Origin of the sequence: Streptomyces pseudovenezuelae (assembly GCF_029892565.1) — a bacterium.
GTDB classification, from domain to species: Bacteria; Actinomycetota; Actinomycetes; order Streptomycetales; family Streptomycetaceae; genus Streptomyces; species Streptomyces pseudovenezuelae_A.
Window position 1 is genome coordinate 17399 of record NZ_JARXVH010000002.1, and the last position, 13663, is coordinate 31061.

The window sequence follows — 13663 nt, forward strand, 5'->3', positions numbered from 1 at the left end:
ATAGGTGGTGAATTGGCTATCCGGTCGTCGCGATGCGCTCCGACGGCGGCGGAAGGGGGACCTCGTGCCGGTGGCAGGCGGATATCTGCGATACGTGGCGCTGGGCGACAGCCAGACCGAGGGGCTCGGCGACGGCGACGACGTCCACGGCCTGCGCGGCTGTGCCGACCGGTTCGCGGAGCTGCTCGTGGTGGACAACCCGGAGGTGCGGTACGCCAATCTCGCCGTGCGCGGAAGCCTCGCCGGGCAGGTGCACGCCCAGCAGCTCGCGCCCGCCCTCGCGATGAAACCCGACCTGGCCACCGTCGTCGCCGGCGTCAACGACCTGCTGCGGCCCGGCTTCGACGCCGACGAGGTGGCCGGCCACCTGGAGGCGATGTTCGCCGCTCTCACCGAACAGGGCGCTCGCGTCGCGACGGTCACGTTTCCCGACATCGCCCGCATCACGCCGCTGGCCCGCCCGCTCGCACCCCGGATCACCGCCCTCAACGACCGCATCCGGCAGGCGGCCCGCCGCCACGGCGTGGCGGTCGCCGAGACCGGCCTCCACCCGGTGCTGACCGACCCCCGCCTGTGGAGTCCCGACCGCCTGCACGCCAGCCCGCTCGGCCACGCCCGAATCGCCGCGGCGGTCGCCGACGCGATCCGCCTACCGGGCAGCGACGACAGCTGGACGCACCCTCTGCCCGCCACCTCTCACGCCCCCTCCCGACTGCGCACCGTCGGCGCCGAGCTGTGCTGGGTCGGCTCCTTCCTGGGCCCCTGGCTCGCCCGCCGCATCCGGGGCCGGTCCTCCGGGGACGGCCGCGAGGCCAAGCGCCCCGAGTTGCTCCCGGCCGGCCCGCTGGCAGCCGGACGCCTGAGGGGGCCCACGGAGGCGCAATAGCCATCCCCTTGACTAATCAACACGGTGTTAATTTGGGGGAATGGCTCTGCGCAACGCGGTGATGGCCGCTCTTCTGGAGGGCGAGGCGTCCGGGTACGACCTCGCGAAGGGCTTCGAGGCCTCGGTCGCCAACTTCTGGATGGCCACCCCCCAACAGCTCTACCGGGAGCTGGAGCGCATGGAGAACGACGGTCTCGTCTCCGCACGGGTCGTCCAGCAGGAGCGCCGCCCGAACAAGCGCCTCTTCTCCCTCACCGAGGCCGGCCTCGACGTCCTCCGCGAGTACGTCGCCGAGACCCCCGCCAAGCCCATGGCCATCAGGGACGAGCTGATGGTCAAGGTCCAGTGCGTCGACATCGGCGACGCCGAGGCCGTACGGTCCGGCATCGTCGCGCGCATGGAACGCGCCACCGCCAAGCTCGCCCGCTACGAGCGTCTACGGGAACGTCTGCTCGACGGGCGTAGCGAGGATGAGTACCTGACCACCGCGGAGCGCGTCGGCCCCTACCTCACCTTGCTCGGTGGCATCGGCCTGGAGCAGGGCAACCTCCAGTGGGGGGAATCCGTGCTGCGGAAGCTGGACCAGCGTGCGGCGAAGTCGCTGCCGGCCGACTGACTGAGAATGTTGTTCTCGCACCCTGATGTCGGCCCAGTGCCTTCGGCCGACATCAGCTGAGCGTGAACCCATTGGCGCAGAAGTCCCAGATCTCCTCCGCGGTGAGCGGGTGGGACTCTTCCTGGCCGCTGGACCGGGCGTTGAACATGACGGTCTGCATGGTCAGCGCGGCCACCCGGCGGGCCTCGAAGCCCGAGCGCAGCAGGTCGGCCTCTTCGAGGTCCGTCAGCAGTTCGGTGAACAGCGCGAGCAGCGGTGCGTTCGCGACCCGCATCTCCGCCGGGTGCGAGACCAGCAGGCGCAGTGCGAAGTCGGTGAACAGTGGACGCTGCTTGCCGGAGGTGTCGGGACGCGAACTCTCGAACAGCTCCTGGACGACGACCCTGAGCCGGTCCAGCGGGCTTGACTCCTCGGCGGCGATCGCGCGAAGACGGTCCGCGGACTTGCCCATCGCGTCCTCGAACAGCGCGAGCAGCAACTCGTGTTTGCCGTCGAAGTGCTGATAGAAGCTCCGCAACGACTGGCGCGACCGGTCGACGACCTCCTGCACGGTGAAGTCCGTCGTGCCCTTCTCCGCCGTGATCTCCTGCGCCGCGTCGAGGAACCGCTCGACCCTCTGCTCGGCCCGGCGTTTCGCCGCCTGGGTGGAACGCTCGACCGCGCGCTGCTTCCAGGCCGGTTCCTCGCTGGGGATGCTCACGGGCGGCTTGCCTTCTGCGTCATGGGGAGAACAGTACTGAAATCCCTTGACAGCGCCCTGCGTCCAGGATGGATACGGCCAGGACTGTGGAGGAGACCGATGGTTCCGCGCTGGGAGAATGAGATTTTTGACTGGGCGGCTCGGCGGCCGAGTTGACTAGCCGACCAGGCTCTGGGTGCCGAGGACGCCGAGCAGAGTGAGCTTCTCCGCGTCCTCGGTGCCGGGTTCCGCTGTGTAGATCATCAGGTGCAGGTCGTTGCCCGAGACGTTGAGGATGTCGCAGTCGAGGATGAGGGCGCCCACCTGAGGATGGTCGACGATCTTGCGGGAGCCCTCGTTGCGGGCGACGGCGCCCGACTCCCACAGCTCGGCGAAGCGGGCGCTGTTGGTGCGCAACTCCGTGATCAGGCGCCGTAGTTGGGGATCGGCGGGATAGCGGACGGCCGCCGCGCGCAGTTCGGAGACGATGGCGGTCCGGAAGTCCGCCCGTTCCTTCGTGGTGTGCCGGACCCGGGAGCCGGGGCCGAGGAAGTTGCGCCACACGCCGTTGCGTTCGAAGCCGCGCCAACCCGACGGGTCGCCCATCAGCGCCGCGTACATGGGGTTGGCGAGCATCAGCGTCCAGGCCGCGTCGTAGACGCCGACCGGGGTGTTGACCAGCCGGTCCAGCAGGCGCTGGACGCTCGGGGTGATGTACGCGGGGACCGTCTCCGGGCCAGGCGGCACGAGGCCGGCCAGCCGGAACAGGAACGCGCGCTCGTCCGCCGACAGCCGTAGTGCGCGGGCGAACGCCTCGACGACCTGCGCCGACGGGTTGGTCGACCGGCCCTGTTCCAGGCGCGTGATGTAGTCGGCCGAGATGCCCGCCAGCAGGGCCAGCTCCTCGCGCCGGAGCCCGGCCGCGCGCCGGTGTCCGCCGGCGGGCAGCCCGGCGGACTCGGGGGAGACCCGGTCGCGCCAGCGGCGTAGTGCCTGCCCCAGTTCCGTCGCCGTCATGCCGTCCAGTGAACACCGTCCGCCGGGCCTGTGCCTGGTACCCGCAGTCCCAGGAAGCAGGTACGTCTGGCTGACCGCGCCGCCACGTCGCACGCTGGAGGACATGACGACAACACTCATCACCGGAGCGAACAAGGGCCTCGGCTTCGAGGCCGCCCGCCAACTGATCGCCGCGGGTCACACCGTGTACATCGGCAGCCGGGACGCTGCGCGGGGGCGCCGGGCCGCCGAGCAGGCGGGCGCGCGGTTCGTCCAGCTCGACGTCACGGACGACGACTCCGTCGAGGCAGCCGCCAAGGCCGTCGAGGCGGACGGCGGGCTCGACGTCCTGATCAACAACGCCGGCATCGAGGGGCGCGGCGAGAACAACACGATCATCGGTCCGGCCGACGTCACCGCCGACCAGATGCGGACGCTGTTCGAGACGAACGTCTTCGGCCTCGTACGCGTCACGCGCGCGTTCCTGCCGCTGCTGCGCCGCTCGGCCGCGCCCGTCGTGGTCAACCTGAGCAGCGGTCTGGCCTCCATCTCGACACTCGCCGACCCGGAGTCGCCCGCGGCCTTCTACCTGGGCGTCGCCTACCCGTCGTCCAAGGCCGCGGTCAACATGATCACCGTGCAGTACGCGAAGGCGTTCCCGGAGATCCGGATCAACGCCGTGGAGCCCGGTTTCACGAAGACCGACCTCAACGGCAACACGGGGACACAGACGGTCGAGCAGGGCGCCGAGATCATCGTGCGCATGGCCCAGGTGGGTCCGGACGGTCCGACCGGCGGCTACTTCGACGCCAAGGGCTCGCTCCCCTGGTGAGTGCCCTGGCCGAAACAACAGTCGGATCTGTTCGACCGTAATCGGTTCCGGTCGACTACGGTCGGGTTCCGACGGGTGGGCACCGGCCGCCCGTAGCAGCGCAGAAAGCCGAGGTCATGGCCGTGGACATCGCCGCCCTGCGGGACCACTTCCCGTCCCTCGACCACGGCCTCGCCTTCTTCGACGGACCGGGCGGCACCCAGACGCCCCGCCCGGTCGCCGCCGCCGTCGCGGAGACCCTCACCGGGCCCCTCTCCAACCGGGGCGCCGTGAGTTCGTCCGAGCGGAACGCCGAGCGGGCGGTCACGGAGTTCCGGGCCGCCTACGCCGACCTGCTGGGCGTACCGGCGAACGGCGTCGTCCACGGGCGCAGCGCCACCCAGCTCACGTACGACTTCTCCCGGCATCTGGCCAAGGACTGGCGGGTCGGCGACGAGATCGTCGTCAGCCGCCTCGACCACGACGCCAACGTCCGGCCCTGGATCCAGGCGGCCGACCACACCGGGGTGACGGTCCGCTGGATCGACATCGACCCCGAGACCACGGAACTCGACCTCGGCTCCTTCGAGCGGGTGCTCTCGGAGCGGACCAGACTCGTCGCGGTCACGGCGGCCTCCAACGTCCTGGGCACCAAGCCGCCGCTGCGCACGATCGCCGACCTGGCGCACGGCGTCGGCGCGCTGGTGTACGTGGACGGGGTGCACTACGCGGCGCACAGCCAGGTCGACGTGCCCGCGCTGGGGGCGGACCTGTTCGTGTGCTCGCCGTACAAGTTCCTCGGCCCGCACTGCGGGGTGCTCGCGGCGGCCCCCGAACTGCTGGAGACCATCGAACCGGACAAGCTGCTGCCGTCCACGAACACGGTGCCGGAGCGCTTCGAATTCGGCACGCTGCCCTACGAGATGCTGGCCGGTGCCACCGCCGCGGTGGACTTCCTCGCCGGCATCGCCCCCGGCGCGGGGGTGTCGCGGAAGGAGCGGCTGACGGCGTCGCTGCGCTCCCTCCACGAGCACGAGGCCGGGCTGCGCGCCCGGATCGAGGACGGGCTGCGGTCCCTGGGGGCGGCCGTCACCGTGCACTCAAAGGCGGCCGACCGCACCCCGACTCTCTTGATGGGTCTGGAAGGCCGTGACGCGCGCGATGCGCAGGAGCATCTGGCGGCCCTCAAGGTCGTGGCTCCGGCGGGGTCGTTCTACGCGTACGAGCCTTTCGCCGCTCTGAAGTTGGAGAACCCCTCGCTCCGGGTGGGCCTCGCGCCCTACAACAATGCGGAGGACGTGGACCGGCTCATCTCTGGTATGGCGTCGTTCCTTCAGGCGCCGTTGCGCCGCAGTCGCACCCGGTACGAGTAGTGCTCGGGCAGGAAGTGGCTGATGGCCAGTTCGACGGCCTGCCCGGCGGCTGACTGGTAGACGCGGTCGATGCGCAGGAGCGGTCGGCCCGGTTCGCAGCCCAGGTGTCCGGCGACCTCCGGCGTGGCCCCGGCGACCGTGATGCTCTGCTCGGCCTCGGCGATCGGCTCGGGCAGTCGCTGGTCGAGCAGTCCGATGACCGTGAAGGCGTTCGGCGAACCGGGCGAGGTCAGTTCCGGCACCGAATCCAGCAAACGGCCGACGGCGGGCGGCAGCCAGACGGAGGTGTGGCAGAACGCCACGTCGTCGTGGAGCCGCAGGAAGGACAGCTTGTGCACCCGGTCGGTGTTCAGGCCGAGTCGGCCCGCCGCGTCGACGTCGACCCGCGCGTGCAGGGGAGCGACGACGTCCATGCGGGTGTCGATGGACAGCCCCATCAGGTCGTCCACCGAGCCGAACTGGCGCAGATACTGCTCCTCGCGGGGCATCGCGAACGTCCCGCGCCCCGGCACCCGGTGGACCAGCCCCTCGGCGACCAGGTCCTGAAAGGCCCGGCGCACGGTCTGCCGGCTCACCTCGTACCGCTCGGCCAGTTCGGCCTCCGTGGGCAGCCGGACCCCGTCGGGGAAGTCGTGGCGCAGGATCGCCGTCCGCAGCTCGCGCGCGAGTCTGAGATACGTGCTCTCCCGCTGCGGCCGCTCAGCCATCGAGCCCGCCCCGCGCCACCAACTGGGCCGCGATCACGTTCCGTTGGATCTCGTTGGTGCCCTCGCCGACGATCATCAGCGGCGCGTCCCGGAAGTACCGTTCGACGTCGAACTCGGTGGAGTAGCCGTAACCCCCGTGGATCCGCACGGCGTTGAGCGCGATCTCCATCGCCGTCTCCGAGGCGAACAGCTTGGCCATGCCCGCCTCCATGTCCACCCGCCGCCCGGCGTCGGCCTCCCGGGCCGCGTGCAGCGTCAGTTGGCGGGCGGCCGTGAGCTTGGTCGCCATGTCGGCGAGGTAGTTGCCGATCGACTGGTGCCGCCAGATCGGCTTGCCGAACGACTCCCGCTCCTGGGCGTAGCGCAGCGAGTCCTCCAGGGCCGCGCGGCCCACGCCCAGCGCACGGGCGGCGACTTGGAGCCGTCCGGTCTCCAGACCCTTCATCATCTGGCCGAAGCCCTGGCCCTCGACGCCGCCCAACAGGGCGTCCACGGGGGCGTGGTAGTCCTCGAAGGACAGCTCGCAGCTCTCGACACCCTTGTAGCCGAGCTTGGGCAGGTCGCGGGAGACGATCAGTCCGGGGCCGTGCTCGGCCAGCAGGACGGAGATGCCCTTGTGGCGTGGTTCGGCGGCCGGGTCGGTCTTGCACAGCAGCGCGATCAGGCCGGCGCGGCGGGAGTTGGTGATCCAGGTCTTCGCCCCGTTGACGACGTACTCATCGCCCTCGCGGCGCGCGACGGTCGTCATCGCCTGCAGATCGGAGCCGCCGCTCGGCTCGGTGAGCGCCATGGTCGCGCGGACCTCACCGGTGGCTAGCCGCGGCAGGTAGCGCCGCTTCTGCTCCTCGGTGCCGTACAGGAGAAGGAGTTTGGAGACGACGGTGTGTCCGCCCATCGCGCCCGCGAGGCTCATCCAGCCGCGCGCGAGTTCCTCGGTGACAAGGACGAAGCAGGGTGTCGAGACGGGGTTGCCGCCGAACTCCTCCGGAATCGCCAGACCGTAGACGCCGAGTTCCTTCATCCGCTCGACGAGACGCTCCGGATAGGTGCCAGCGTGCTCCAACTCCCGCACGACGGGCTTGACTTCCCTGTCGACGAACTCGCGCACGGTCCGCACGACCAGCCGCTCGTCGTCGGACAGGATGTCCAGAACGCTCATCGGGTGGCCCTCCAGTGCGGCGGTGGTCAGACGACGCCGTCGGCGCGTAGCGCCTCGATGTCGTCGTGGGTGCGGCCGAGGTCGGTGAGGATCGCTTCGGTGTGCTCGCCGATGTCCGGGACGGGATCCATGCGCGCGGGCACCCCGGCGAGGTCGGCTGGCGGCAGCAGCGCCTGCACCGTGGCGCCGGGCACCCCCACCTCCCGCCAGCGCGCGCGGCCCGACAGCACCGGATGGTCCAGGAACGCGGCGATGTCGTTGACCCCGGAAGCGGCGATGCCGATCGCCTCAAGGTCCTTGAGGAGTTCCTCGGCGTCGGAGCGGGCGAACCGTTCGGCGACGATCGCGTTGAGCTCCGCGCGGTGCGCTACGCGGTCGGGACCGGTGGCGAAGCGCGGGTTGTGCGTCAACTCCGGCCGCTGCAGGAACCGTTCGCACAGGATCGTCCACTCGCGTTCGTTCTGGATGGAGAACAGTACCTGCTTGCCGTCGGCGGTCGGGAAGGCGCCGTACGGGGCGATCGTGGCGTGCTGGGTGCCGAAGCGGGCGGGCTGGGTACCGCCGTAGCGGGTGTAGTAGGCGGGTTGGCTCACCCACTCCGCCAGCGCCTCGAACAGGGACACCTCGACAGGATGCACCCGGCCGGTGGTGGCCCGGGTGTAGAGGGCGGTGAGGACGCCGGTGTAGGCGTACATCCCGGCGGCGATGTCGGCGACGGAGATCCCGACCCGGGCGCTCTCGTCGGGGGTGCCGGTCAGCGAGACCAGGCCGGTCTGGCACTGCACCAGCAGGTCGTACGACTTGCGGTCGGCCCACGGCCCGCTCGTGCCGTAGCCGGAGATCGTGCACGGGATCAGCCGCGGGTACCGCTCGGTGAGGGCGTCGACGCCGAGCCCGAGGCGATCGGCGGCACCCGGTGCGAGGTTCTGCACGAACACGTCCGCGCCGCCGAGGAGTTGGTGCAGGATCTCCTGGCCGCGCGGGTCCTTGACGTTCAGGGTCAGGGACTCCTTGGAGCGGTTGAGCCAGACGAAGTAACTGGAATGGCCGTGCACGGTGGTGTCGTAGCGCCGCGCGAAGTCGCCCTCACCCGGCCGCTCGATCTTGATCACGCGGGCGCCCAGGTCGGCCAGTTGGCGGGTGGTGTAGGGGGCGGCCACCGCCTGTTCCAGGCTGACCACCGTGATGCCGGACAGGGGGAGCTGCTGCACGGTCATGCCTCCTGGCCTGGTACGGGAAGTGCCGGCGCAGCATCTCGGCGGCGGGCGCCAGGTCCTCTGCGCAGATTTGTACGGCCAAATGCGCGAGGCTGTCAACGCTGAGACGTCTTTGTACACATCAATGCGGCACCGGAGCCCGTCGAGTGGACGAGGGCGTCCGGTGCCGCGAACAACGTGAGAAACCGTCGTGTCAGGACTCCCGGCTGGGATCGCACAGCACCATCACCGCACGGGCGACCAGTTCGCCCGCGCCGCCCAACTCCTGGCGGTAGCGGTCCGTGATGCCGCGTACGGTCTGCGCGAAGTCCGGGTCGGCGGCGCGGGAGTGGGCCGGGGGCGGAAGTTCCTGGGCCATCGCGCGGCGGCGGGCCAGGAGAGCGATGATCTCGTCGTCCAGGCGCTCGATGCCGGCGAGTGGCAAGTGTGCCGTCAGGCCGGCCTCGTGGTTCGTCGTCGTCATGATGGATCTCCGTTGTCCCGCGAGAGCGGCGTTCCGCTCCCGTCCGTCCTCGGCCCTCATCGCAATGGGTCCTTCGACTCTTTGCCCGGGGCGGTCAGCGGCAATGCCTCGCGGAACTCCACGGTCCGGGGCGCCTGCCCTCCTTCGACGAGATAGAGGCCATCCATCCCGGCCAAGTCCCCCTCGCGAACGAATAGTTCGCCCCCGCGACGGACGAACTCCGGGCGGCTCGCGAGAACATGGACGCCGATCGCAGATTCGAGGCGGAGGGCGTGGGCGTGATCGGTCGCGACGGCAGACTCGCCGACACAGCCCACCTTCGCGTTGCCGCCGACGTGTTCCACGAGGCGTCGCTCGTACCCTCCGAGCGGCCACGGAGGTGACCGATGCGCTTCATCTTCCACTACCCGGAGACGACCGGACCCGACGGTGACGTGCTCGACGCGGGCCCCCTGCACCAGGTCGCCGCCGCGGCCGAGCGGGCCGGTTTCGACGGGCTGTCGTTCAGCGAACACCCGGTGCCGGGCGTCCGCTGGCTGGCCAACGGCGGCCACCAGACACTCGACCCCTTCGTCGCCCTTGCCTACGCCGCCGCCACGACCGAACGCCTGCGCCTGCTCACGTACTTGGCGGTCGCCCCGTACCGCAACCCGTTCCTCCTCGCCAAGGCCGCCGCCACCCTCGACAAGCTCTCCCGTGGACGCCTGATCCTCGGGCTCGGCGCGGGCTACCAGAAGAGCGAGTTCCATGCCTTGGGTGTCGACATGGACGAGCGCAACGCCCTGTTCGACGAGGTCCTGGACGTGCTCCCGCTGCACTGGAGCGGGGAGCGATTCAGCTATCAAGGACGGCATTTCAGCGCACGGAACGTGATCGCTCGCCCGCGGCCCGTACAGCGCCCGATCCCGGTCTGGATAGGCGGCAACTCGAAGCTGAGCCGACGCCGGGTCGCCGAGCGGGTGCAGGGCTGGATGCCGATGCCCGGGGGAGCGCAGCTCAGCGCCACCGCACGGACGCCGGTGCTCGGGTCGGTGCCCGAACTCGCCGTGCAGATCGCTGAGTTGCGGGAGGCGGCGGCCGGGCGCCCCGATCGGATCGACGTCGCGTACTCCTATGGCGATGTCGAGCCGGCTGTCGGGACCGACCGGCACCGGGAGGCGTTCGCCGAGTTGGAGAAGGCCGGGGTCACCTGGACGGTCGTGTCGTGCCCGGCGCGGGCGGCCTCGGCCACGCTGGAGTTCCTGGACGCGTTCGGGTCGACCCAGCTGCGCTGAACGTCAGGTGCTGCGCCCGCCGTTGACGCCGATCACCTGTCGACGAAGCCGGGCGGAATGGGTGTTCACGGTGATGCCCGCCGGACCGAGCTCCAGCGCAAGGGACTTGGTGGAGCCGCCCAGCGACGCATCTACGCCTTCGTCTCCGAACACCTCGTCTCCGATCACCGTTCTCCTCCCGTCACGGAGAAGCAGGCGTCGCCTCCGGCTGGTGCGCCGCCGGTTCCCGGTCGACGCGCGGCAGCAACAGCGGTGTCGCCAGCAGTAGTACGCCGGCCAGTGCGATCGCGGGGCGGATGCCGATGGCGCCGGCCAGGAGCCCCCACAGTGCGGTCATCGCCGCGATCGTCGCCTTGCTCGTGACCGACCAGGCGGAGAGGGTGCGGGCGACCCGGTCGTTCGCCGTCCGTTCGAGGCGGAAGGTGGAATACACCGGGTTGAACACCGCCGAGCAGAGGATCAATCCGAACTCGACGGCCATGACGAGCACCAGCCCGGACACGCCGGGCCCGATGAAGGCCAGCCCGACCGGCCAGCAGGCGCGCAGTGTCCCCGAGGTGAGCAGGACGCGCCGCCGGCCGTAGCGGGCGACCAGCCCACGGGCCATCCGCGAGCCGAGGAGTCCGCCCAGACAGGGCACGGCGAAGGCCAGCCCGTACTGCCAGGGCGGGAACCCGAGATCGCCGACCATCAGGACCGCGAGCAGCGGCGAGACCGCCATGATCAGGCCGTTGTTGAGGACCGTGTTGAAGAACAGCGGGCGCAGATCGGGGTGGCGCAGGATGTAGCGCCACCCGTCGAGCAGACCGCCCGTAGGCGCCCGGCCGACCGATGCGGACGGCTGCTCCTTGCCGTCGATCGCGCGGATCCCCAGTGCCGACAACAGAAAGCTGACCGCGTTCGTCAGCACCGTCAGCACCGGGCCGAACAACCCGATCGCGGCCCCGCCGAGCGGCGGACCGAGCACGGTGGTGGTCCACATCGTCGCCTCGAAGCGGCTGTTGGCGACGAGCAGGTCCTCCGGCGGAACCAGGGCCTTGAGGTAGGCCCCACTGGCCGCGGTGAAGCTGATGTCGGCCGCCGCGGTGAGGAACGACACAACCAGCAGTTGTACGAAGGTGAGCCCGCCGAACAGATAGGCGGCGGGGACCGTGAGCAGCGCCCCGCACCGGACGAGGTCCATCGCGATCATCACCGGCCGCTTGCGCCGGAACTCCATCCAGGGCCCGAGCGGCACCGCCACCACCGCCCCGACCGCCAGCCCCGCCGCCGCCAGGATCGACACCTCCATCGGCCCGGCATGCAGGACCAGCACCGCGATCAAGGCGAACGCGTCGAAGGCGAGCCAGGTGCCGAGCGAGCTGACGGCGTACGCCGCCCACAACCACCCGAACCGTCGCCCCAGCGACCGTCTGTCCCCCATGACCACGAACAACCCCTCCCGCACCCGTTGCCGACCCGCACATCAAAGCGGGCAACCGGGAACGGATCAAACAACCATCCTGCCCGGCACGTGACAACCAGAGGTTGTCACGTGGAACCGCCCCGGAAGTGGCAGGCGAGCCCCGGAGGCGGCGGTAGAACTGACCCGTGGATCTCGATGCCGTACGCACCTTCGTGGCCGTCGCCGACGCCGGACAGTTCCGGGAAGCCGCCCTGTCCCTGTCGATCACCCAGCAGGCGGTCTCCAAGCGGGTCGCCGCGCTTGAGCGGGAACTCGCCGTGCGGCTGTTCACCCGCACGGCGCGCGGAGCCGTGCTCACCGTGGACGGGCAGGTCTTCCTGCCGCACGCCCGCGACCTGCTGCGGGCCGAGGAGCGGGCCGCAGCCTCGGTGCAGCCCGGCCGGCGCGCGCTGCGCGTCGACGTGATCGGACGCCGGCTCGCCCCGGCGGACCTCCTGCGGGACTTCCATCGGGCCCACCCCGAGGCCGCCCTCGACGTCGTGACCCTCTTCGACGCGGAGGCGGCGATCGCCGCGGTCCGCTCCGGCACCGTCGACGCGTCCTTCCGTGCCCTCACCCGACCCGAACGACAACTGCCCGACGGCATCGCGGCAGCCCGCGTCCACCACGAGCCGCTCCAGCTGCTCACCGGACCGCGCCACGCACTCGCCGCCGCCCGCGAGGTCACCCCGGCGCGGCTGGCCGGGCACCGGATCTGGATGCCCGGCAATGTCGCCGGCACCGAATGGGCCGCCTTCTACGACGACCTGGCCGCCGCCTTCGGTCTCACCATCGAGGTGACCGGCCCCGACTTCGGCACCGAGCCGCTTCTCGACACGATCGCCGACTCACCGCAATTGGCGACTCTTGTCGGCGAAGGAACGCGCATGGTCTGGCCCGCCGACCACGACCTGCGGCGCATCCCGATGCACGGCCCGACACCGGCGTACCCGCACTCGCTCCTGTGGCGCGCCGACAACCCGCACCCGACGCTCGCCCTGCTCCGCACCCACCTCGGAACCGCACGCTCGGGCGGCGACCTCTGGACACCGAAGTGGGCACGCTGACACCCGTACCGCTCTCGGGCATACGACGACGGCGACCGCCCCCCACGTCATCGCCCCCCGCTGCCTTCAGTCGCGGGAGGCGAAGACGTGAAGGGCCGTTCGACGGTCAGTTGAGGGTGTCGGGGTCCGGGCCCGTGCGCAGACCGCGGTCCAGTTCCGCGATCGCGGCCAGCTCCTCGTCGGCGAGCACGAAGTCGAAGACGTCGATGTTCTCGCGGATACGGGCGGGCGTGACCGACTTCGGGATCACCACGTTGCCGAGCTGGAGGTGCCAGCGCAGTACCACCTGGGCCGGCGACTTGCCGTGCCGCTCGGCGATCGCCGTCAGCGCGGGATCGTCCAGCACCGCACCCTGGGCCAGCGGGCTCCACGCCTCGGTGGCGATCCCGAACTCGGCGTGCAGCGCCCGCAGTTCGCTCTGCTGAAGACCGGGGTGCAGCTCGATCTGGTTGACCGCCGGCACCAGCGAGCTGTTGTCCAGCAGCCGACGCAGGTGCGCGGGCTGGAAGTTGGAGACACCGGCCGCGCGGATGCGTCCGTCGGCGGCCAGCTTCTCGATGGCGCTCCACGAGTCGAGGTAGAGGTCCCGGGCCGGGGTCGGCCAGTGGATCAGGTACAGGTCGACGTAGTCCAGGCCCAGCTTGGCGAGGCTCGCGTCGAACGCGCGGAGCGTGGCGTCGTGGCCCTGGTCCGCGTTCCACAGCTTGGTGGTCACGAAGAGGTCGGACCGGGCGAGGTCCGAGGCGGCGAGGGCGGCGCCGACGCCGGCCTCGTTGCCGTAGATCGCGGCGGTGTCGATGCTGCGGTAGCCCGACTCCAGGGCGTTGGTCACGGCGGCGGTGGTCTCGCGGTCGGGGACCTGGAAGACGCCGAAGCCGAGCTGGGGGATCTCGACGCCGTTGTTGAGGGTGACGGTGGGGGTCATGTGCGCTGTTCCTTCGCGGTGTTGTCGGTTCAGTGTCGCGGTAGGT

Annotated in this window: 16 protein-coding genes; 6 read left to right on the forward strand and 10 right to left on the reverse strand. The window is 70.6% G+C overall.

Features of this window, described 5'->3' with window-relative positions; genetic code table 11:
• Positions 1–64: 64 nt before the first annotated feature.
• On the forward strand, positions 65–886 hold the full coding sequence (locus M2283_RS04760) for an SGNH/GDSL hydrolase family protein (protein ID WP_280874738.1): 822 nt from the start codon (positions 65–67) through the stop codon (positions 884–886).
• A 40-nt stretch (positions 887–926) separates the two neighbouring features.
• Positions 927–1502: a PadR family transcriptional regulator gene (locus M2283_RS04765; protein WP_280874739.1), complete on the forward strand. Its 576-nt coding sequence runs from the start codon at positions 927–929 to the stop codon at positions 1500–1502.
• A gap of 52 nt (positions 1503–1554) precedes the next feature.
• Here M2283_RS04765 and M2283_RS04770 read toward each other — a convergent pair whose 3' ends face one another.
• Entirely contained in the window at positions 1555–2202 is a 648-nt protein-coding gene (locus M2283_RS04770) for a TetR/AcrR family transcriptional regulator (protein WP_280874740.1), read from the reverse strand.
• Positions 2203–2358: 156 nt separating this feature from the next.
• Entirely contained in the window at positions 2359–3198 is an 840-nt protein-coding gene (locus M2283_RS04775; RefSeq protein WP_280874741.1) for a helix-turn-helix transcriptional regulator, read from the reverse strand.
• A 103-nt stretch (positions 3199–3301) separates the two neighbouring features.
• Between M2283_RS04775 and M2283_RS04780 the strand changes: the two genes are divergently transcribed.
• Both M2283_RS04780 and M2283_RS04785 read left to right on the forward strand, forming a co-directional pair.
• Positions 3302–4009 (forward strand): SDR family NAD(P)-dependent oxidoreductase, encoded by a 708-nt coding sequence (locus M2283_RS04780; RefSeq protein ID WP_280874742.1) that lies wholly within the window; start codon positions 3302–3304, stop codon positions 4007–4009.
• Positions 4010–4125: 116 nt separating this feature from the next.
• Entirely contained in the window at positions 4126–5361 is a 1236-nt protein-coding gene (locus M2283_RS04785; protein ID WP_280874743.1) for a cysteine desulfurase-like protein, read from the forward strand.
• Here the strand turns inward: M2283_RS04785 and M2283_RS04790 are convergent.
• From M2283_RS04790 to M2283_RS04810, 5 genes are all read right to left on the reverse strand, one after another.
• Positions 5322–6068: a GntR family transcriptional regulator gene (locus tag M2283_RS04790; RefSeq protein ID WP_280874744.1), complete on the reverse strand. Its 747-nt coding sequence runs from the start codon at positions 6066–6068 to the stop codon at positions 5322–5324. The genes M2283_RS04785 and M2283_RS04790 overlap by 40 nt on opposite strands.
• Entirely contained in the window at positions 6061–7227 is a 1167-nt protein-coding gene (locus tag M2283_RS04795; protein WP_280874746.1) for an acyl-CoA dehydrogenase family protein, read from the reverse strand. Before M2283_RS04795 ends, M2283_RS04790 begins: the two co-directional genes overlap by 8 nt.
• Before the next feature lie 26 nt (positions 7228–7253).
• A complete protein-coding gene (locus tag M2283_RS04800; RefSeq protein WP_280874747.1) occupies positions 7254–8444 on the reverse strand; it encodes a CaiB/BaiF CoA transferase family protein in 1191 nt (396 codons plus the stop codon).
• A 193-nt stretch (positions 8445–8637) separates the two neighbouring features.
• Complete coding sequence (locus M2283_RS04805) at positions 8638–8907, reverse strand: hypothetical protein (RefSeq protein WP_280874748.1); 270 nt, start codon at positions 8905–8907, stop codon at positions 8638–8640.
• 56 nt (positions 8908–8963) lie between these two features.
• Complete coding sequence (locus tag M2283_RS04810) at positions 8964–9251, reverse strand: hypothetical protein (protein ID WP_280874749.1); 288 nt, start codon at positions 9249–9251, stop codon at positions 8964–8966.
• A 42-nt stretch (positions 9252–9293) separates the two neighbouring features.
• Here M2283_RS04810 and M2283_RS04815 point away from each other — a divergent pair, with 42 nt between their 5' ends.
• The gene (locus M2283_RS04815) at positions 9294–10181 is read left to right on the forward strand and encodes an LLM class F420-dependent oxidoreductase (protein WP_280874750.1); all 888 of its coding nucleotides are present in this window, start codon (positions 9294–9296) and stop codon (positions 10179–10181) included.
• 3 nt (positions 10182–10184) lie between these two features.
• Here the strand turns inward: M2283_RS04815 and M2283_RS04820 are convergent, their stop codons facing one another.
• Together M2283_RS04820 and M2283_RS04825 are read right to left on the reverse strand one after the other, a co-directional pair.
• Entirely contained in the window at positions 10185–10349 is a 165-nt protein-coding gene (locus M2283_RS04820; protein ID WP_280874751.1) for a hypothetical protein, read from the reverse strand.
• A 13-nt stretch (positions 10350–10362) separates the two neighbouring features.
• Positions 10363–11604 (reverse strand): MFS transporter, encoded by a 1242-nt coding sequence (locus tag M2283_RS04825; protein WP_280874752.1) that lies wholly within the window; start codon positions 11602–11604, stop codon positions 10363–10365.
• A gap of 167 nt (positions 11605–11771) precedes the next feature.
• Between M2283_RS04825 and M2283_RS04830 the strand changes: the two genes are divergently transcribed.
• Positions 11772–12692 carry a LysR family transcriptional regulator gene (locus M2283_RS04830; RefSeq protein ID WP_280874753.1) on the forward strand — a complete coding sequence of 307 codons (921 nt, stop codon included), beginning with the start codon at positions 11772–11774 and terminating at the stop codon, positions 12690–12692.
• Positions 12693–12798: 106 nt separating this feature from the next.
• Here M2283_RS04830 and M2283_RS04835 read toward each other — a convergent pair whose 3' ends face one another.
• Complete coding sequence (locus M2283_RS04835; protein ID WP_280874755.1) at positions 12799–13617, reverse strand: aldo/keto reductase; 819 nt, start codon at positions 13615–13617, stop codon at positions 12799–12801.
• Positions 13618–13663 lie beyond the last annotated feature (46 nt).